15 protein-coding genes are annotated in these 18,994 nt (G+C 72.4%); 9 read left to right on the forward strand and 6 right to left on the reverse strand.

Going from position 1 to position 18,994, the window contains the following annotated elements:
• Positions 1–41: 41 nt before the first annotated feature.
• Both ACMATS_RS29850 and ACMATS_RS29855 read right to left on the reverse strand, forming a co-directional pair.
• A complete protein-coding gene (locus ACMATS_RS29850) occupies positions 42–860 on the reverse strand; it encodes a maleylpyruvate isomerase family mycothiol-dependent enzyme (protein WP_414169655.1) in 819 nt (272 codons plus the stop codon).
• 4 nt (positions 861–864) lie between these two features.
• Positions 865–1,743: a LysR family transcriptional regulator gene (locus tag ACMATS_RS29855; protein ID WP_414169656.1), complete on the reverse strand. Its 879-nt coding sequence runs from the start codon at positions 1,741–1,743 to the stop codon at positions 865–867.
• Positions 1,744–1,821: 78 nt separating this feature from the next.
• On the opposite strand from ACMATS_RS29855, the gene ACMATS_RS29860 reads away from it, so the two are divergent.
• Both ACMATS_RS29860 and ACMATS_RS29865 read left to right on the forward strand, forming a co-directional pair.
• Positions 1,822–3,096 (forward strand): MFS transporter, encoded by a 1,275-nt coding sequence (locus ACMATS_RS29860; protein ID WP_390781900.1) that lies wholly within the window; start codon positions 1,822–1,824, stop codon positions 3,094–3,096.
• A 130-nt stretch (positions 3,097–3,226) separates the two neighbouring features.
• On the forward strand, positions 3,227–4,150 hold the full coding sequence (locus ACMATS_RS29865) for a DMT family transporter (RefSeq protein ID WP_414169657.1): 924 nt from the start codon (positions 3,227–3,229) through the stop codon (positions 4,148–4,150).
• A gap of 206 nt (positions 4,151–4,356) precedes the next feature.
• On the opposite strand, the gene ACMATS_RS29870 is transcribed toward ACMATS_RS29865, so the two are convergent.
• Complete coding sequence (locus tag ACMATS_RS29870; protein ID WP_414169658.1) at positions 4,357–5,781, reverse strand: lytic polysaccharide monooxygenase; 1,425 nt, start codon at positions 5,779–5,781, stop codon at positions 4,357–4,359.
• Between the two features lie 748 nt (positions 5,782–6,529).
• Here ACMATS_RS29870 and ACMATS_RS29875 point away from each other — a divergent pair.
• Positions 6,530–7,555 carry a S41 family peptidase gene (locus ACMATS_RS29875; protein ID WP_414169659.1) on the forward strand — a complete coding sequence of 342 codons (1,026 nt, stop codon included), beginning with the start codon at positions 6,530–6,532 and terminating at the stop codon, positions 7,553–7,555.
• Between the two features lie 13 nt (positions 7,556–7,568).
• Here ACMATS_RS29875 and ACMATS_RS29880 read toward each other — a convergent pair whose 3' ends face one another.
• Entirely contained in the window at positions 7,569–8,486 is a 918-nt protein-coding gene (locus tag ACMATS_RS29880) for a transporter substrate-binding domain-containing protein (RefSeq protein WP_414169660.1), read from the reverse strand.
• Between the two features lie 21 nt (positions 8,487–8,507).
• Positions 8,508–9,605, reverse strand: coding sequence for a hypothetical protein (locus tag ACMATS_RS29885; protein ID WP_414169661.1), 1,098 nt, complete (start codon positions 9,603–9,605; stop codon positions 8,508–8,510).
• Between the two features lie 193 nt (positions 9,606–9,798).
• Here ACMATS_RS29885 and ACMATS_RS29890 point away from each other — a divergent pair, with 193 nt between their 5' ends.
• Positions 9,799–10,284 (forward strand): hypothetical protein, encoded by a 486-nt coding sequence (locus tag ACMATS_RS29890; protein WP_390781894.1) that lies wholly within the window; start codon positions 9,799–9,801, stop codon positions 10,282–10,284.
• A 13-nt stretch (positions 10,285–10,297) separates the two neighbouring features.
• Here the strand turns inward: ACMATS_RS29890 and ACMATS_RS29895 are convergent, their stop codons facing one another.
• Positions 10,298–11,020, reverse strand: a complete 723-nt coding sequence (locus ACMATS_RS29895; RefSeq protein WP_390781893.1) for a Crp/Fnr family transcriptional regulator — start codon at positions 11,018–11,020, stop codon at positions 10,298–10,300.
• 137 nt (positions 11,021–11,157) lie between these two features.
• Between ACMATS_RS29895 and ACMATS_RS29900 the strand changes: the two genes are divergently transcribed.
• From ACMATS_RS29900 to ACMATS_RS29920, 5 genes are all read left to right on the forward strand, one after another.
• Entirely contained in the window at positions 11,158–14,604 is a 3,447-nt protein-coding gene (locus ACMATS_RS29900; protein WP_414169662.1) for a DNA polymerase III subunit alpha, read from the forward strand.
• Entirely contained in the window at positions 14,601–15,665 is a 1,065-nt protein-coding gene (locus ACMATS_RS29905; protein ID WP_391154138.1) for a hypothetical protein, read from the forward strand. The genes ACMATS_RS29900 and ACMATS_RS29905 overlap by 4 nt, the downstream gene beginning before the upstream one ends.
• A gap of 214 nt (positions 15,666–15,879) precedes the next feature.
• Positions 15,880–16,764 carry an esterase/lipase family protein gene (locus ACMATS_RS29910; RefSeq protein ID WP_414170821.1) on the forward strand — a complete coding sequence of 295 codons (885 nt, stop codon included), beginning with the start codon at positions 15,880–15,882 and terminating at the stop codon, positions 16,762–16,764.
• Between the two features lie 200 nt (positions 16,765–16,964).
• Positions 16,965–17,456 carry a DUF402 domain-containing protein gene (locus ACMATS_RS29915; RefSeq protein WP_390782400.1) on the forward strand — a complete coding sequence of 164 codons (492 nt, stop codon included), beginning with the start codon at positions 16,965–16,967 and terminating at the stop codon, positions 17,454–17,456.
• 4 nt (positions 17,457–17,460) lie between these two features.
• Positions 17,461–18,948: a carboxyl transferase domain-containing protein gene (locus ACMATS_RS29920; protein WP_414169663.1), complete on the forward strand. Its 1,488-nt coding sequence runs from the start codon at positions 17,461–17,463 to the stop codon at positions 18,946–18,948.
• Positions 18,949–18,994: the final 46 nt, after the last annotated feature.

An 18,994-nucleotide genomic window follows, 5' to 3' on the forward strand; every position in this document is an offset into this window, starting at 1 on the left:
CTTCAATTCTAGCCGGTGCCGGAGTGACGCCTGCGAGAGGCTCATACGGGCGGAACGAGGGTGAAGTAGCGGTCGAGGACGCCCCGGTCTCCCTTCACCTCGGCGAGCTGCCCGGCGGGGATGCGCTGCCAGAGGAACAGCATCAGGTCCGAGGCGGTGCCGGCGAGCTCGACGTCGCAGGGGCCGTCGCCGTCTCCGCCCTCGTCGAGCCGGACGACGTCGCCGTCGAAGTGCACGGTCCAGAGGTCCGTCCCGTCGGTCCGGCGGAACCGGAAGCGCTCGCCCGAGCCGGGCGGTGCCTGCCGCAGGGTCCGCCGGAACGGTGCCATCACCCGGAAGTTCTGGCCGACGGCATCGGCCGCGAGCGCAGGGGCGACCGGGCGGGCGGTCCCGGTGGCGTTCTCGGCGTCCCAGCGGTGCACGGCGGCCTCGATGGCCTGGATCCGCATCCAGAAACCGGCGGTCCGGTCCGGTGCCCAGGTCCACACCGGCTCGTCCGGTGCGCTGCTGCGGAACAGCTCCTCCAGCGCGGCGGCCCCGTCCGTGAACCAGTCGACCAGGGTCGCCGGGAGCGGGGTGCGGTTCGGCGCGTTGTCCGGGTGGGGCCAGCCGTCGGTGTCCGGCGGGAGCTGAAGGAAGGAGAGGTCGGAGTGGTCCGGCTGCTCGGTGAGGCGTTCCCTGAGCAGCCGGGCCACGTACCGCTGCACGGTGGCGAGGTGCACGACGAGGTCGCCCACGGACCAGCCGGGGCAGGACGGAACGGGGGGTGCGGGTGTGCCCTCGGGGGCGGACCGGCGGACGGCGGCCGCGAACGCGCCGGTGTCGCTGTGGAATTGGGCGATGTGGTCCATGGAGTCCATGGACCTACTGTGCCGTGCCGACGCCGAGTTGGGACAGGAAGGCCGCGGCGGCGGGGGACGGGCCGAGCTTGCCCCACACCAGCATCTCCACGCGGGTCGGCGGGGTCTTCACCTTCAGGATGTGCACGCCGGGCAGTTCGGCCGCGATGGCCTCCGGCACCATGCCGACGCCCAGGCCGGCGCGCACCAGCCGGGCGAGGAACTCCACGGTGGTGACCTCGAACGGTGCATCGGTGGTCAGGCCCGCGGCCTCGAAGGCCGACTGGCGCTGCCGCCTGGCCGCCGAACCGGCCGGGAAGTCGATGAAGGGCTCGCGCGCCAGCCTCTGCAGATCCGTCCGCTTCCGGCCGGCGAGGGGATGCTCCGGCGCCACGATGGCGACCAGCTCCCCGCGGGCCAGCTCCTGGTACCGGACGCCCTTCGGCACGGTGCCCGGGTCCAGGCCGGTGAAGGCGACGTCGAGCGAGCTGTCCCGTACGCGCTCGATGAGTTCTTCGCTGACGCCGCCGACCAGGCAGATCCGCACGTCCGGATAACGGGTCTGGTACCGGCGCAGCGCGTCGGCGAGGTCGACCGCGGCAACGGTGGAGATGGCGCCGACGGCCAGATTCCCGGACACCTTGCCCGTGGCGGCCCGGACCTCGGCGCGGGCGCGTTCGGCGGCGTCCAGCGCCTGCCGCGCGACGGGGACGAAGGCCTCGCCCGCCGCCGTGAGCCGCACCGCGCGGCTCGTGCGGTCGAACAGCCGCGTTCCCAGCTCCTTCTCCAGGCGGGCGACCTGGTGGCTGAGCGCCGACTGCACCACGTGGCACCGCTCGGCCGCGCGCGTGAAACCACCGGTCTCCGCCACCGCGACGACATAGCGCATCTGTTGCAGCTCCATGCATCCATCGTAGAACGCGATGGCTCGATGAAAACAATGCATTGGCTTCATGAGTGCCTGGCCGGGACACTTGTTTCCATGACACACGCACGGAAAGACGGCGGCGAACTGGGCCGTGGCACGCTCCTCGTGATGGCGGTCGCCTGCGGACTGTCCGCCGCGGGCAACTACTTCGCGCAGCCCTTGCTCGGGGTGATAGGCCGCGAAATGCATATGAGCACGGCCGTCTCCGCGCTGGTCGTCACGGCCGCCCAGACCGGCTACGCGCTCGGGCTGATCCTGCTCCTGCCCCTCGGCGACCTCCTGGAACGGCGGCGCCTTGCCGTGACGCTGTGCGCGACCACCGCCGTCTTCCTGCTGGTCACGGCGAACGCCCCCAACACCGCGGTGCTGCTGATCGGCACCGCCCTCACCGGGCTGACCTCGGTCGCCGCCCAGGTCATCGTCCCCTACGCGGCGACGCTCGCCGCTCCCGAGAAGCGCGGCCGCACCGTCGGCACCGTCATGACGGGCCTGCTGCTGGGCATCCTGCTCGCCCGCACGGCCGCCGGACTGCTCAGCGACCTCGGCAGCTGGCGCACCGTGTACTGGGTGAACGCCGTGCTCATGGCGGCCATGGCGGTCCTGCTGCGCTGCGTCCTTCCCCGTCTGCGCACCGACGCCGGCCTCGGCTACCCCAAGCTGCTCGGGTCGACCGTCACGCTCTTCGCCCGCGAACCGGTGCTGCGGTGGCGGTCCGCGCTGGGCGCGCTGTCCTTCGCCACGTTCAGCGTGCTCTGGACGGCCCTGGCCTTCCTGCTCTCCGGCCCCGCCTACGGCTGGTCCGAATCGGCGATCGGACTGCTCGGCCTGCTGGGCGCGGCGGGCTCGCTCGCGGCATCGGTCACCGGACGCCTGGCCGACCGGGGACTCGTGCACCACGTGACCGGTGCCGGGGCCCTCCTGCTCCTGGGCTCCTGGGGCCTGCTCGCCCTGGGCGGCTCCGGAGGTCACTGGTCGCTGGCCGCGCTGCTGGCCGGCATCCTCGTGCTCGACGCCGCGGTGCAGGGCGTGCAGATCAGCAACCAGAACCTGGTGTACGCGGTGCGCCCCGAAGCCCGCAACCGCCTCAACTCGGCCTATATGACCAGCTACTTCGCGGGCGGCGCGCTGGGATCCGCCCTCACCTCGGCGACCTGGGGCGCGGCGGGCTGGACCGGAGTGTGCACGCTGGGCGCCGCCCTGTCTGCGCTGCTCACCGCGACGTGGCTGGCCGAACGCCGTTACCGGCAGCGCCGTCCGGCCCCGGTCCCGGTCGCATCCCGCACCGTGGCGCAGTCCGAGGACACCGCTCTCACCGGGTCCGTACAGTAGTGACCATGCGTTCGACAGTGCTCGCGCCTCCCGCCGTCTAGAGCGGGACGCCGGCGCGCCGGCCCTCGACAGGGCCGGCGCGCTTCTTGGTCGTACCCGCACACGGGAGATCACGACGACCAACTGCTCCATGACATCTGGAGAACGCACTGTGTCCACAACTGCCTTGCGCGGGCTCGCCTGTCTGGCGATGGCCGGCACCACTTGGGGAACGACCGGCGCCGCCGTGGAAATCGTCTACCGGTCGAGCGACTTCGGGCCGATGGCCGTGTCGTTCTGGCGCTTCCTCGGCGGCATGGCGCTGCTGATCGCGGGCGCCGCACTGCGCCCCGCCCGCCGCGCTCCCCGTGGCCGGATGCTGCTGTTCACGGGCACCGGCATCGCCCTGGCCGTGTTCCAGACCGCCTACTTCGGTGCGGTCGAGGAGACGGGACTGGCCGTCGCCACCATCGTTGCCCTGGGAGCGGCCCCGGTCCTCACCGCCGCCGGAGGCCGGCTGTTCCTGGGGGAACGCACCGGGCGCGGCGGGGCGTTGGCGGTCGGCGGCGCGCTGACCGGCCTCGCGGTCCTGGTCCTGGGCAACCAGCAGGGCGTCGTACGTCCCCTCGGGGTCGCGCTGGCGCTGCTGTCCGCCGCCGGGTTCGCCGCGTCCAGCCTCCTGGGCCGCTGGGCCGGACGACACGGCGCGGGGGAGGACCCGTACACCCTCACGCTGTGGTCGTTCGGCATCGGAGCGGCGGTGCTGCTGCCGTTCGCCTGCGGCGAGGGCCTCGTGCCGCACATGGCCCACCCCGGCCGGGTGGTGCTGATGCTGCTGTACGTCGCCGCCGTCACCACCGCACTGGCCTACCCGCTGTACTTCGCCGGGACCGCCGCGGTGCGGGCGACCACGGCATCGGTGGTGATGCTGATCGAACCGGTCAGCGCGGCGGCACTGGCCGCGCTGCTGCTCGGCGAACACCTCACCGCGGCCACGGTCGCGGGAACTGCGGTGCTGCTCGCCGCCATCGTCGGGCTCGCGGTGGCCGAGTCGCGGTCGGTGGCGGGGAGTTGACCGTCTGAGGGCTGGGCCCAGCCGGCCCGCGCGGCGTGCTCGCGCGGGCCGTGCGCACCCGGGCCGGCGGAGCGGGTCTCGAAGGCGTCTGCGGGGAGGACCGCCGCCATGGTCCGGGCGTCGGCCCCCGCTCACCGGCCTGCTCCGCCGGCGTCCACCCGTTCTTGCGCTCAAGAGGAGCCGGCAGCCCCACTGTTGTTGCAGTACTAAGCCGTCACCGGCTTCCACAGGGAGAGCGCGGTGATCCAGTTCGGGTCGCCGACGCCCTGGTAGGACTGGACGCACTCGTAAGCGGCGCCGTCGTGGGTGACTCGGTCGCCCTTGGTGTAGGCGGCACGGGAGTCCCATGCGGGCAGGGAGGGGGCGTCCGGGTCGATGACGGTGACCGCGCGGGTGGTCGCCGTGGACTTGGCGCCGTCGATGGTCTGGACAGCGGTGAGCTGCTGGGCCCCGGCGGTCACGTTCGTCAGCGTCGCCGTCCAGGTCTTGTCGGCCTTGACCTTGACCTTGGTCTCGGTGCTGCCGGCCTTCACAGTGACCTCGGCACCTGCCTCGCCCGTGCCCGTCACGGTGAAGGCGGTGCCGACCTCGGAGCCGTCGGCAGGAGTGGTGATCGTCGCCGGGGCGGCCTGCAGGGCCGCCTTCGCCGAGGTGTACTCCTGGCCGTCCTTGCGAAGCTGGACGGTCACACCGTCCTGCTCGAAGTAGCCGCTGACGAACGCGAATTCGCCGTTCCGGCCGACGGTGACCTTGCGGTCGCTCCAGGAACCGTCCTTGGCCTTGACGAACACCTGCGCCCCCGGCTCGCCGGTGCCCTTCACCGAGACCAGCGTCTGCCCGTCGTCCTTCTTCACCAGCCACGCCTGCGACACCACCGGCGTCCCGGACGACGGCTTGGCCGTGGTCACGGTGTGGGTGTTGGAGAAGGCCGACTCGCCCGCCGTGTTCACGGCGCGGATCTTGTAGGTGTACCGCGTGTCGGGAGATACCGGCGCGTCCTTGAACACCGGGTAATCCAGGCCGTTCTTGACGTCGGCGATCTTCTTGTCGTCGCGCCAGACCTCGTAGCCCGTGACCTTGTCCTGCCCGGGGGCCGGGTTCCACATCAGGTCGACCTGATGTGCGGTGACGCCCATGTCGTGCAGGCCGGTCGGAGCGGACGGCTTCTGCCCCACGCTGTCGCCCTTAACGGTGACGTCCATGACGTTGTAGAAGGCGTTCGCAGTGTCGCCTACGTTCCACTTGGCGAGAATGACGTGGTACCCGGTGCGGTCAGCGGGCAGCGGGATCCGGTGCAGGCCCGAGACCGGCGCCTGGTTGTTTCCGTCGACCGTCGACAGCGGCTCCTTCTCGAAGGAGTCACGCGTCAGCGGCTTGTCCGGGTTCCAGCCCTTCTTGGTGATGTAGTACTGGAAGCTGGCCGTCTTGTGCGCGGCGGTGAGGCACCAGCCGGCCGTGACGGTCTGGCCCTGCTGGAAATCCTGCTTCGCCCACATCGTCGACGTCTGCTCGTTCAGCCGGCTTCCCGGAAAGGACGTTCCGCCCGAGGCGATCTTGCCGTCAAGGCTTCCCGTGTCGAATGCGGTCTTCGGGGCCTCGAAGGACTGCTTGTTGTAGAGGGCGTCGCCCACATACCCGTTCTGAACGTTCTGCGCGACGTCCTGGCGCGCCCTGAGGTCACCTCCGGGCGTGCTCCCCGACGCGCAAGTGGGGCTGTTCCCGGGCGAACGGTCCGGGGTGACGAAACCATGCGCGAACGCGCTCGACGCACCGGCAACAAGGGATCCGACTGTGGCAGCGACGACAGTCGCGCTGATCATGACACGCTTGGTATTCATTCACGCCCTCGGCAGAAATAGATGGCCTGACACCGGAGAAATCCTCCGAGACACCACCTGAATCTAGGACTTGCATGGACACCCCTGGCCGGTCGAATGGTGATCCTGACTGTGCCAATGGTGAAACCCCTGCCGGGCTTGCGCGGCTCCTTCTGGCGCGCCGGAAGCGTGCTGATGAGCGCGGCACGCGGTGGTCGGCAAGTGCGGCTCCAACTGGGCCCATTCGGACTCGGTCGGATCACCCCGCCCCACACGGCCCTGAACGACCGACAGCCCGGCACGTCACCGACCCATCAGGCAGTCCCCTAGTTGCTCAGCGGCATCGACCGACACACCAAAGAATGTAGGGTGCGTCAGCATGTCACTGGTGTCCTCTGTGGGCAGGGCTGCGCCTCAGCAGCCACGATCCATCGCTCTGTCCGGCGATGAGACTCGAGCACCTCTCCCAGGCTCCGGAAAGCACTCCACCAGGAAGAAGACGAACTCGATGGGCCCACCGAAAGCCCCGTCGAGCACTGGCTGCTGCAGTTCTGGCCGAGCCGTGACCAGGAAGGCCAAACCCAAGACCATGAGGGGATCGATGGGGCGGGGACGCGCGTCGCGTTTGGTTGCTTGTGCCGGGCTGGTTGGTGTTCTTGTGGCAGGAACCGGATGCACGCAGCGGGCGAACGAGGGAATGTCGCCCAACGCCCGGTCCTATCTGTCGGCGGCGCTGGACATCATGGAGAAGAACTCCCTTCGCCGCGACAAGGTCGACTGGCCCCGGGTGCGCCGCACCGCGTTCTCGTTGGCGCGCTCCGCGCAGAAGCCGGAAGACACCTACGAGGCGATCCGCTTTGCCGTCAACTCACTGAACGACAATCACAGTTCCTTCCACGAACCGCAGCGGGCGAAAGGGGAATTCGAAGCCCCGGCCAAGACGTTCGACGGCCTGCAGGGCCGGTCGTTGGAAGGCCGCATCGGCTACATATCCCTGCCCGGGGTGCGGTCCGAAGCGGCGTTCGCGGAGTACGTGCGGCAAGGTCGCGCGGCAGTGGCGGAGGCGGACCGGGACCGGGCCTGTGGGTGGGTGGTGGATCTGCGTCAGGAGGACGGCGGAGGCATGTGGGCGCCCCTTGCTGTCCTGGGGCGGGTCCTGGGGGACGGGGACGTCGGCATGTTCGTCGGGCCCGACGGCAAGAAGTCCGTGTGGACGGTCGAGGACGGCAACCCTCGCGACGGTGAGGCGTCCTGGGGGAGCGGCGCCCCGGTCGCCCACCCCGACGCGCCCGTCGCCGTGCTGACCGGCAAGGCAACCGCCAGTGCGGGCGAGGCGGTTGCCATTGCTTTTCGGGGGCGGCCGGACACGCGGTTCTTCGGGCAGCGGACCCTTGGTCTTCCCACGGGAAACAACGCCCACCGCCTCTCCGACGGGGCCGTGCTGATCCTCACCGAGGGCAAGGACGCCGACCGCACCGGCCGGATTTACGACGGGCGCATTTCTCCCGACGAGGAGATTCCGGACGGCGGCCGCGACGCCTTGGAGGCGGCAAAGGACTGGCTGCTGAGTCAACGCGCTTGCCGCTGATCGAGAACCCCCCTCACCCCTCCACGTCGTCCGTGCAGGACAACCGGTCGACATTGGCCAGGCTCGGCCGGTACCGCGTCTTCCAGTCCGGGATCTTCTCGACCAGAGGGAGTTCCGTCTTCAGGTCCAAGTCCCATGCGCTCGTGCCCACATACCGTTTCAGGGCGTCCCGGAGCCGTCGGCAGTCCCGCAGGTTGGAGCGGCCGTTCTGGTCCTTCTTGGCCATGCCGATTCCGTAGTAGTTCGCGGAGCCGATCACCACGTCGGGGACGACCTCCAGTTCGTCGTACCGCGAGGCGAAACCGTAGAGGATCAGCTGGTCGGTGGAGAATGCGGCGGCCCGGCCGCTGCGCAGGTCGTCCACGCACTGGGCGGCGGTGGGGGCCTCGTACGTGCCCAGGCCCTGGGCGCGGTTCTGCAATGCCTCTGCGGAGACGGTGCCGGTCCATGCGCAGACCGGTTTGCCGCGCAGATCGTCGAGGGACTTCACAACGGGGCCGTTCTTGCGCACCAGGAATCCCTGCTGGGTCTCGGCGTACGGGCCCGCGAACCAGATCCGTTTCGTGCGCTCCCGTGTGATCGAGAAGGTGGCGATCACCAGATCGACATGGTTCGCATCGCTCTGCGTGAGTGCGGCGACCCGGTCCTCCGACGGGACGTTGGAAAAGGTCCTGCCGAGGTGCAGGTCCTTGGTCAGGGCGTCGGCGACCTTGATGTCGAAACCGGAGTACTTGTAGCCGTCGGTCTGCCAGCCCGTGCCGGGCTGGTCCGATTTCACGCCGATGGTGATGGAGCCGCGGGCGTCGCGCCCGAGGAACTGCGCGCTGCCGCCGGTGCTGTCGCAGGCGGCGGTCAGGGGGAGCACGGTGAGCACCACGAGCGTGGCGAGCTGCAGGGCGGCTTTGGTGCACGGGCCGGGTTTCCTTTGCATGACCCTCAACACTCCCAACTCTCATTCGTCCGGGGTGACATCGTCGAAGCTCAGATCCATGGCGCACCCCGGGTTCGAGGCGATGACCAGGTCCAGAGCCGCGTCGGTCCGTCCGGCCTCCAGCGGGACGCCGAAGGTGTCCCCGTCGTGCAGGGCGCCGGTGGTCGACTGCATGCCGTTCTTGTGCAGGGTCACCGACACCGTGGTGTTGTGCCGGCAGAGCACCTGGTCGGGAAAGTGGTCGGACACGGCCAGCCGCAGCCGGCGCGTGCCGGGCCGGGGGGCCGCACGGGCCGTGGTGAGGCGGGCCGTTGCCCTGCTGCCGTCGCCGTACGGTGCGCCCGGTTCGATGGTCACCCGCGCCGCCGGCACGGGTGCGCCGCCCGCGCCGAGGGAGTGTGCGACGAACAGTGCGGTCACGGCCGTGGCGACTAGGACCACGACGAGGACGAGGACGAGAATGCGCGGCCTCCTGCGGACCCCGCCGTCGGCCCGGCCGTCGGGAACCCACAGCCACGCCCTGTGCGAGGCCTCGCCGCTCTTTCCTCTGACCTCGACGGGCCGGAAGCGGTGGGTGTCGAGGGAGGTCGAACCGGCCGCGACGAGGTCCATGTAGACGGGGTCGGAGAGGGCCACCGCCACGTCGGGCCCCTGCTTCGAGTCCAGGGCGCTGCGCAGGAGTTCGCTGTCGACCAGCCGCGTCACCTCGACCGGCGCCCGCCCGTTCCAGCCGTTCGGGCCCTGCAGATAGGGCGCGTGGTGGATCGCGATGCGCAGGCGCAGGCGCTCCTCGGGGCGGAACGGCTCGTTGTGGCGATGGAGTTGCGCCACCAGGTGCCGGACGAAGTCGTCGACCACCCGCTGCTCGGACTCACCGGCCGGGATCGCGGATATCTGGCCGTCCCCGCTGACCTGGGTGTCCCACGTCGCGCTGTGCAGACCGGCCTGGTCCGCGGCCTTGCCCACGGTCTTCCTGAGCGCTGTCTGGACAGCGTTCTTCTGCGTGTCCGAGCGCCTTCCGTAGCCGACGGCGTCGATGGCCAGCCACAGACGGCGCTCGGCGTTGCTCCGCTCGGCGTTGCCCCGCCCGGTGTTGTCTTCGAGGTTGTCTTCAAGCAAGGCGATCACTCCCGTGCGCCGGAACTCCACAGGACACGCTCGCACGGGGTCCGGACGCCGGATTCCGTACGGATCCGGCTTCACCCGCAGTGACGGCGGCCACACCGACAATGCCTGATCCGTACGGCGTCCACGTGATACCGCCGGGTATCTCATGGACTCATTGCCGTTTCCGGAGAGGAGGTTCGGAGCGATGTCCCGGGAAGTCGAACAGAGGGAAGCCGACGAGATCTCGGTCAAGGTCGCGCTCGGAGCGCTCACCGCATTCCAGGGTTACGTCCAGCAGGCGGACGCCAAGGTCAACACGCTGCTCATGGTGCACACCGGCGGAGTGGTGGCGGCCGTTGCCGCGCTGGGCGGCCGGGCGGCCATTCGCTGGACGCCGGTCGTCGACGGTCTGCTCCTGGCATTCGCGGTCGCATTCTGCGCCTCGGGTTTCCATATCGCGAAGGCGATAAGGCCGCGGCTGCACGCGCCCACCCCGCCGAATCCCTTCGGCATCACGGGGGTCGGCCTGCCGCCCCCGCCCTGCCGGCGGGCCCAGTGCGAACAGGCGTGGGCCATGGCGGAGTTGCTGGGCGAGATCGCGCTGGCGAAGAACCGGCACGTGCAGCGGGCCGTGCCCTGGACGGCGCTGATGCTGTGCCTGGGGGTCGTCGCGGCCGTCGTCGGCGGGTGACCCGGCGGGTGAGTCAGGGGAGCTGGGCGAGGCTGCGGAGCCCGTCGAGGTCGGTCACGGTCACCCGGCAGTAGTGCGTGACGACCAGGCCGTCCCGCTTCAGCTGCCGCATCGCCAGGCCGACCGCGTCCTCGCGGGCCCCGATCAGCCGGCCCAGCTCCGCCTGGGACAGGTGGACGCCCGGCTCGTGGCCGTCCGCGCTGCGGAAGCCGTGCCGTTCGACGAGCTCGACGAGGACGCGCGCCAGCCGGACGACCACGCTGAAGGCGGCGAAGTCCAGCCGGCGGCGGTTGGCGGCGTCGAGCCGGTCGAAGGTCATGCACAGCAGGGCCCGCCAGGCGACGGGGTGCCGGTCGAGGAACCCCAGGAAGGCGTCCCGGGCGAGCACGTGGACGCGTACGGGGCTGCAGCACGTGACCGTCGCCGAGCGTGCCGACCCGCGGACGGCGGCCGCCTCGCCGACGACGTCCCCGCTCACCCTGATGCCGAGGATCCCCTCCGTGCCGTCCGCCAGGATCGAGCTGATCTTGGCGCAGGCGGATGATCCCGCGCCCCGGACGGAGCCGAGCACCAGGACGTGATCCGTCATGTCGCCCTGCATCATGAGGAGTTCGCCGGCGTCGTGATGCCCGGTGCGAGCCATGGCGAGCAGCTCGCGGCGAGCGTCTTCGGGAAGCCGGGCCATGAAGGTCCGCGGCTGCCAGTCGTGGCGGCCGCCGTGCCCGTCCTGCGTCACGGAGGCACCGTACGCAAGGCCTCCTCGAACATGCACTCGAACTAATTTTCGAGAAGTGGTCTATCGTGGAGCTCGGAGGGTCGAAATCCGGCCAGGGGGGAGCGGCGGACAACAGCACGGCAAGCGCAGGAGGTGCGATGGCGGCGTTCACGCACCTGCACACCGCATCGGGCTTCTCGGTGCGGTACGGCGCCACGCACCCGGGGCAGCTGGCCGCCCGGGCCGCCGAGCGCGGCATGGACGCGCTCGCCCTCACCGACCGCGACACCCTCGCGGGCGCGGTCCGCTTCGCCGACGCCGCGGCGCAGGCCGGGGTGCGGCCGCTGTTCGGGGTGGACCTGGCCGTGCGGGAAGCCGTACGAGAACAGGGGCCGCGCCCGCGCCACCCCGTCCGCGGCGGTGCCTTCGTCGACGAGTCCGCGCCCCGCGCCGTCTTCCTCGCCCGCGACGGGGCGGCCGCCTGGGCCGCCCTGTGCGGGCTCGTCTCCGCCGCCCACGCGGGAGCCGCGCCGCGGCCCGAGCTGGACCGGGAGGACCTGGCGCGCGCCGCCGCCGGGATCCGCGCCCCGCTGACCGTGCTGCTCGGGCCGGACTCCGAGGTCGGCCGGGCACTCGCCGCCGGGCGCCCGGACCGAGCCGCCCGGCTGCTCGCGCCCTGGCGGGAAATGTTCGGTGACACGGCGCTGCGGCTGGAGGTCGTCTGCCACGGGCGCACCGGCACCGGACCGGGTTCGCTGCGGCTCGCCGCGCGCACCGCCGGGTTCGCCGCCGAGCAGGGGGTGCGGGCCGTCCTGGGCAACGCCGTGCGCTACGCCGACCCGGGGCAGGGGCCGGTCGCCGACGTGCTCGACGCGGCCCGCCTGCTGGTGCCCGTCGACCGCCGCCGGCCCGGGGCGCGCGACAGCGGGGAGCGTTGGCTCAAGGGGCCGCAGGCCATGGCCGCCGTGGCCGAGCGGATCGCGGAGGCCGCCGGCCTCCGCCGGGACGCCGCCCGCCGGCTGCTGGCCGCGACCGAGGAGACCGCGGCCGAGTGCCGCGTCGACCCCGAGGGCGACCTGGGCCTCGGCACCGTCCACTTCCCCGAGCCGCACCTGGTCAGCGCCGGGCCGCGCACCGCGGCGCGGGTGCTGCGGTCCCGCTGCGCGGCGGCCCTGGTACTGAGCGGCCACGACCGCGACCGCACGTACTGGGACCGGCTGGACGAAGAGCTGCGGATCATCGACGGGCACGGCTTCGCCTCGTACTTCCTCACCGTCGCGCAGGTCGTCGACGACACCCGCGCGCTCGGCATCCGCGTCACCGCCCGCGGCTCCGGCGCGGGTTCCCTCGTCAACCACCTGCTGGGCATCGCGCACGCCGACCCCGTCGAACACGGCCTGCTGATGGAGCGCTTCCTGTCGCCGCACCGCCGCGCGCTGCCCGACATCGACATCGACGTCGAGTCCGCGCGCCGCCTGGAGGTCTACCGCGCGGTCTTCGCCCGCTTCGGCGAGGACCGGGTCGCGACCGTCGCCATGCCCGAGACCTACCGGGTGCGGCACGCGATCCGCGACGTGGGCGCCGCCCTCGGCATGGACCCGGCCGAGGTGGACCGGCTCGCCAAGGCCTTCCCGCACATCCGGGCCCGCGACGCCCGGGCCGCGCTGGCCGAACTGCCCGAGCTGCGCGGCATCGACGCGGCCCGCTACGGGCGGCGGATGTGGGAGCTGGTCGAGGCGCTGGACGCGCTGCCGCGCGGGGTCGCCATGCACCCGTGCGGGGTGTTGCTGTCGGACGCCTCGCTGCGGGCCCGTACGCCCGTGGTGCCGACCAGCGGCGAGGGGTTCGCGATGTCGCAGTTCGACAAGGAGGACGTCGAACGGCTCGGACTGCTCAAACTCGACGTGCTCGGCGTGCGGATGCAGTCCGCGATGGCGCACGCGGTGGGCGAGCTCGAACGGGCCACCGGCCGCCGCCTCGACCTGGACGACCCCGCGCAGGTGCCGCCGGGGGACCGGGCCACGTACGAGCTGATCCGGTCCGCCGAGACGCTCGGCTGCTTCCAGATCGAGTCGCCGGGCCAGCGCGACCTGATCGGGCGGCTCCAGCCCGCGACCTTCCACGACCTCGTCGTCGACATCTCGCTCTTCCGGCCCGGCCCGGTCGCGGCCGACATGGTGCGGCCCTTCATCGAGGCCCGGCACGGCCGCGCGCCCGTCCGCCTCCCGCACCCCGATCTGGAGGACACCCTGCGCGAGACGTACGGCGTGGTCGTCTTCCACGAGCAGATCATCGAGATCCTGCGGATCATGACCGGCTGCGACCGCGGCTTCGCGGACGAGACCCGGCGCGCCCTGTCGGACCCCGAACTGGTCGGCCGGGTACGGGCCTGGTTCGCCGAGCGCGCCGCCGCGCGCGGGTACGGCGCGGACGTCGTGCGGCGCACCTGGGAGATCGTCGCGGCGTTCGGTTCGTACGGGTTCTGCAAGGCGCACGCGGTGGCCTTCGCGGTGCCGACCTACCAGTCGGCCTGGCTCAAGGCCCACCATCCGGCGGCCTTCTACGCCGGGCTGCTCACGCACGACCCGGGGATGTACCCCAAGCGGCTGCTGCTCGCGGACGCGCGGCGGCGCGGGGTGCCGATCCTGCCGCTGGACGTGAACCGCTCGGACGCCGCCTATCGGATCGAACTGGTGTCCGATGGCGGGGTGCTGGGCATCCGCCTCGCCCTCTCCGAGGTGCAGGGCATCACCGAGGCCGAGACCCGGCGCATCGTCGAGGGGCGCCCGTACACCTCGCTGCAGGACCTGTGGCAGCGCGGCCGCCCCCGCAGGCCCGTCGCCGAACGGCTCGCCCGCGTCGGTGCGTTGGACGCCTTCGGCGCCAACCGCCGCGACCTGCTGCTGCACATCGCCGAGCTGCACCGGCGGCACCACGGGCCGGTGTCCCCGGCCCAGCCCACGCTGGTCGACAGCGCCCGCGCCGAGCCGATCGGCCTGCCCGACCTCGACGCGGCCGAACGGCTCGGTGCGGAGCTGAGCGTGCTCGGCATGGACGCCTCGCGCCACCTGATGTCCGACCACCGGGCGTTCCTGGCGGAGCTGGGCGCGATCCCGGCGAGCCGGCTGCGCGCGGCGCGGCACGGCGAGACGGTGCTGGTGGCCGGCGCCAAGGCCGCCACCCAGACCCCGCCGGTCCGGTCGGGCCGGCGCGTCATCTTCACCACCCTCGACGACGGCACGGGCCTGGTCGACTGCGCCTTCTTCGACGACAGCCACCCGGCCTGCGCCCGTACCGTCTTCCACTCCTGGCTGCTGCTCGTGCGCGGCGTCGTCCAGCGCCGCGGCCCCCGCAGCCTCAGTGTGGTCGGCTCGGCGGCCTGGGACCTCGGGGAACTGACCCGGCTGCGGGCGGAGGGCGGGCTCGACGCGGTGGCCGCGGAGCTGGCGCGGCCGCTCGCGACGGGGCCGGACGCCGTCGACGGCCGCCGCATCGAACTGCCCACCGGCTACACCCTGCACCCCTGGTCCGACCTGCAGCCCGCGGGCGAAGGCCCGGCCACCGGGCGCAAGTTGTGGCACGCGAGCCCGGGGAGCGCGGGATGAACGGCGGAGCGCACCTCTCCACGGTCCCGGCGGTATACGAACCGGAGCCGCCGGCCCCCACCGTGCTGTACGTCCACTTCCACCCCGTCGCGGGCGGCTCCCTGGGGGAGGGCGCCTATGACGGGCTGCTCGCGCTGCTCGGCGACCTGACGCCGCTGGTGCAGGCGCTGCCGCCGGACGCCGCGCTCGCCGAAGTGCGCGGCGCCCTGCGCTATTTCGGCCACGGCCCGCAGGACCTCGCCGCGCTGCTGCGGGTGCGCGCGCTCGCCCGGTACGGGGCCGACTGCACGGTGGGGATCGGCGGCAACCCGATGCTGGCGCGGATGGCCGCCCAGGACGGTCCGGCCGGGGGCGTGCGGACGGTTCCGGCCGGGCCGGGGGCGGCGGCCGCCTTCCTGGCGCGCCGCCCGGCCGCCGCGCTGTACGGGGTCGGGCCCGCCACCGCCCGTACGCTGTGCGCCTACGGGCTGGACAGCGTCGGCAGGATCGCCGCCGCACCGCTGCCCGTGCTGCAACGCATCCTCGGTGCGGCCGCCGGGCGGCGGGTCCACGAACTGGCGCACGGCATCGACCCCACCCCGGTCGGCCCGGCCGCGCGGGCCCGTTCGATGGGCGCGGAACACCGCTTCGCCGCCGACGAACTGGACCCGGAGTACCGGCGCCGTGCGCTGCTCACGCTCGCCGACGGGCTCGGGGCCGGGCTGCGGGAGAGCGGCCGGGTCGCGCACGGCCTGAGGCTCACCGTCCGGTACGCGGACGGTTCGTCGACCACCCGCGCGCGGACCTTCGCCGAGCCGACCGCGCACACGCCCGAACTGACCGCGGCGGCCTACGCCCTGCACGCCGCGCTCGGTCTGCAGCGGGCGCGGGTGCGGGCCGTGGCGCTGCGTGCCGAGGGGCTGACGGACGCCGGGCACGCCGCGCACCAGCTGACCTTCGACCCCGCCGACGAGAAGGCGCGCCGCGTCGAGGAGGCGGTCGACAGGGTGCGGGAGCTCTTCGGCCCGGGTGCGGCGGGTCCCGCGGCGACCCTGGACCGGACCTGGACCGACGTGGCCTGAACGTGGCCTGAAACGTTCGGCGTTACGTCGTATTTCCTTGGGGGAATCTCGGAAATTTTCCTTGACGCAAGCAAAGATCACCCGCAACCTACTCGCAGGTAAGTTAACCAACTTTTCACACGCGAGTGAACCGGCTCACTCCGCTGCTCCGCCATGCCTTCCCCCGCCGAACTCCCCACACCAGCAAGGAGTCCCTGTGAAGCTGCGCCCGAAGATGCGCTGGAGATCCCTCCGTGCCCTGCTGCCCGTCGTCGCCCTGACGACGATGGCCGCCGCCGCACCGGAGGCCGTGGCGGCCCCGCAGGGCAGCGCCGCGCCCGCCGTCACCAGCGGCTGGAACGACTACTCCTGCAAGCCGTCCGCCGCGCACCCGCGCCCCGTCGTCCTCGTGCACGGCACCATGGAGAACGGCTCCACCAACTGGTGGTCCTTCGCCCCCTACCTGACCAGCCGCGGCTACTGCGTCTTCTCCTTCGACTACGGCCAGCTCCCGGGCGTGCCGGTCTTCTACGGGCTCGGCTCGATCGAGAAGTCGGGCGAGCAGCTCGCCGCGTACGTCGACAAGGTGCTCGCCGAGACCGGCGCGTCGAAGGTCGACATGGTCGGGCACTCGCAGGGCGGCATGCTGCCGCGCTACTACACGAAGTTCCTCGGCGGCGCCGACAAGGTGAACGCGATCGTCGGCATCGCGCCCAACAGCCACGGGACGACGCTGTCAGGGATCGCCAGGCTGATGGACATCGTCCCCGGCATCGGCCCCGCCGCGCGGAAGGTGATCAACGCGACCGCACCCGGCCTGACCGACCAGGTGGTGGGCTCGCCGTTCATGCGGAAGCTCAACGAGGGCGGGGACACGCTGCCCGGGATCCGCTACACGGTGATCGCCACCAAGTGGGACGAGGTCGTCACGCCGTACCAGACGCAGTTCCTGTCCGGGCCCGACGTGAAGAACGTCCTGCTGCAGGACCTGTGCCCGGTGGACATCTCGGAGCACCTGGCCATCGGCACGATCGACCGGGTGGCGTTCCACGAGGCGGCCAATGCGCTGGACCCGGAGAACGCCACCCCGAGCGACTGCTCGGCGATGGTCCGGGGTTAGGGGCTGCGCCCCATAGGGGCGCGGGGAACTGCGCGATCAGCCACGACATGCCTGCAGTCGAAGCCCCGGGGCTTCGGCCCCGGACCCCTGGGGTGATGCGTCGGCTGCAGGCCGGCTGTGGCTGGTCGCGCAGTTCCCCGCGCCCCTGACGGGGCGAAAACCATTGGCCCGGCCGCGCGGCAGCGCGAGAGGCTGCACACATGATCACTACCGTGCGACTCGTCAAGACCCCCCGCCCCGACACCCGTTACCCCGCAACCCTCGTCCACGACGACGGCACCCGCGTCGTCGTCCGCGCCCCCTGGGCCGGCGCGGCCGCCCGGGACTTCGGGTTCGTCCGCTTCGAGGAGGGCGACGTGTTCACCGAGCACTACTGGCGCGACCGCTGGTACTCCGTCAAGGAGGTCCGAGACGCCCGCGGCACGCTCAAGGGCTGGTACTGCGACATCACCCGGCCCGCCCGCGTCGAGGACGGCACGCTCGTCGTGACCGACCTCGACCTCGACCTGTGGCGCTCCGCGGACGGCACCGCCGTCCTCCGCCTCGACGAGGACGAGTTCGCCGAGAGCGGCCTGGCCGAGCGCGACCCCGTCGCAGCGGCGCGGGCCGTCGCGGCGCTCGACGAGCTGGAGGACCTCGCCCGCACCGCAGGCGGGTTCGAGGAACTGCTCCGCCTCCCCGTGGCAGGGTGACCCCATGCACACCCCCGCGCTCGACCTCATCGCGGCCGTCGTCGACCCCGGCAGCTGGCGCTGCTGGGACGAGCCCCTCGCGCTGACCGAGGACGACCCGGACTACCGCGCCGACCTGCTCGCCGCGCGCCGGCGCACCGGGCTCGACGAGTCCGTCATCACCGGCGAAGGACTGCTGCACGGCCGCCGGGTGGCCGTCGTGGCCTGCGAATTCCGCTTCCTGGCCGGGTCGATCGGGGTCGCGGCGGGGGAGCGGCTGGTGCGGGCCGTGGAGCGGGCGACGGCCGAGCGGCTGCCGCTGCTGGCCGCGCCCGCCTCCGGCGGCACCCGGATGCAGGAAGGGACCATCGCCTTCCTGCAGATGGTGAAGGTCGCCGCCGCGATCACCGAGCACAAGGCCGCCGGACTGCCCTACCTGGTGCACCTCCGGCACCCCACCACCGGCGGCGTCCTCGCCTCGTGGGGCTCCCTCGGCCACCTCACCTCCGCCGAACCCGGCGCGCTCATCGGCTTCCTGGGCCCCCGGGTCCACGAGGCGCTGTACGGCGAGGAGTTCCCGCAGGGCGTGCAGGTCGCGGAGAACCTGCTGGCGAACGGGCTCGTCGATGCGGTGCTGCCTGCGGCACGCCTGGCCGGGGTTGCGGCGCGGGCGCTGTCGGTGCTGTGCGACGACGGTGCGGAGCCGGTGTCGCTGCCCGCTGTGGTGGAGCCCTCTGCCGGGGAGCCGCCGTCCACCGCCGAGTCGATCAGGCGGTCGCGCCGGCCCGAACGGCCTGGTGTGCGGGAGTTCTTGGCGGTCGCCGCCGATGACGTCACGCTCCTCAGCGGTACGGGTGCCGGGGAGCGTGACCCGGGGCTGCTGCTCGCCCTCGCCCGGGTCGGCGGTGCCGCCTGCGTCGTCCTCGGCCACGACCGCGGCAGCCGGGCCACGCCCGCCGCGGGCGTCCCGGAGCACGGGCAGGCCCTCGGGCCCGCCGGGCTGCGGGCGGCGCGGCGGGGCATGCGCATCGCGGCCGAACTGGGGCTGCCGCTGCTCACCGTCGTCGACACGGCCGGGGCCGCACTGTCCCGCGAGGCCGAGGAGGGCGGGCTCGCGGGCGAGATCGCGCGCTGCCTCGCCGACATGGTGACCCTGGACGCGCCGACCCTGTGCCTGCTGCTGGGCCAGGGCGCGGGCGGCGCCGCGCTCGCCCTGCTCCCGGCCGACCGGGTGGTCGCGGCGCGGCACGCCTGGCTGTCACCGCTGCCGCCGGAGGGCGCCTCGGCGATCCTCCACCGCACCACGGAGCGGGCGTTCGAGGTGGCCGACCGGCAAGGGGTGCGGTCCGCCGACCTGTTGGGGCGGGGGATCGTGGACCGGATCGTGGAGGAGGGGGACGACGACTTCCTGCCGCGGCTCGGGCGGGTGGCCGGTGCGGAGCTGAGCGCGTTGCGGGTGCGCGACCGTGTCGCGCTGCGCGCGGAGCGGAGGGCGCGGTACCGGCGCCTGTGAGCAACTGCGGGTCCGCTGTGGCTGATCGCGCCCACGCGGCGGAGCC

Origin of the sequence: Streptoverticillium reticulum (genome assembly GCF_047456005.1) — a bacterium.
Taxonomy (GTDB): Bacteria; Actinomycetota; Actinomycetes; order Streptomycetales; family Streptomycetaceae; genus Streptomyces; species Streptomyces reticulum.

Excerpts from the sequence above, each read along its gene's own strand:
- ACMATS_RS29890 (WP_390781894.1), top strand. The coding sequence starts at position 9,799 with ATGTCCCGGGAAGTCGAACAGAGGGAAGCCGACGAGATCTCGGTCAAG.
- ACMATS_RS29865 (WP_414169657.1), top strand. The coding sequence starts at position 3,227 with ATGACATCTGGAGAACGCACTGTGTCCACAACTGCCTTGCGCGGGCTC.
- ACMATS_RS29920 (WP_414169663.1), top strand. The coding sequence starts at position 17,461 with ATGCACACCCCCGCGCTCGACCTCATCGCGGCCGTCGTCGACCCCGGC.
- ACMATS_RS29880 (WP_414169660.1), bottom strand. The coding sequence starts at position 8,486 with ATGCAAAGGAAACCCGGCCCGTGCACCAAAGCCGCCCTGCAGCTCGCC.
- ACMATS_RS29910 (WP_414170821.1), top strand. The coding sequence starts at position 15,880 with ATGCGCTGGAGATCCCTCCGTGCCCTGCTGCCCGTCGTCGCCCTGACG.
- ACMATS_RS29855 (WP_414169656.1), bottom strand. The coding sequence starts at position 1,743 with ATGGAGCTGCAACAGATGCGCTATGTCGTCGCGGTGGCGGAGACCGGT.
- ACMATS_RS29850 (WP_414169655.1), bottom strand. The coding sequence starts at position 860 with ATGGACTCCATGGACCACATCGCCCAATTCCACAGCGACACCGGCGCG.
- ACMATS_RS29905 (WP_391154138.1), top strand. The coding sequence starts at position 14,601 with ATGAACGGCGGAGCGCACCTCTCCACGGTCCCGGCGGTATACGAACCG.
- ACMATS_RS29915 (WP_390782400.1), top strand. The coding sequence starts at position 16,965 with ATGATCACTACCGTGCGACTCGTCAAGACCCCCCGCCCCGACACCCGT.
- ACMATS_RS29900 (WP_414169662.1), top strand. The coding sequence starts at position 11,158 with ATGGCGGCGTTCACGCACCTGCACACCGCATCGGGCTTCTCGGTGCGG.
- ACMATS_RS29860 (WP_390781900.1), top strand. The coding sequence starts at position 1,822 with ATGACACACGCACGGAAAGACGGCGGCGAACTGGGCCGTGGCACGCTC.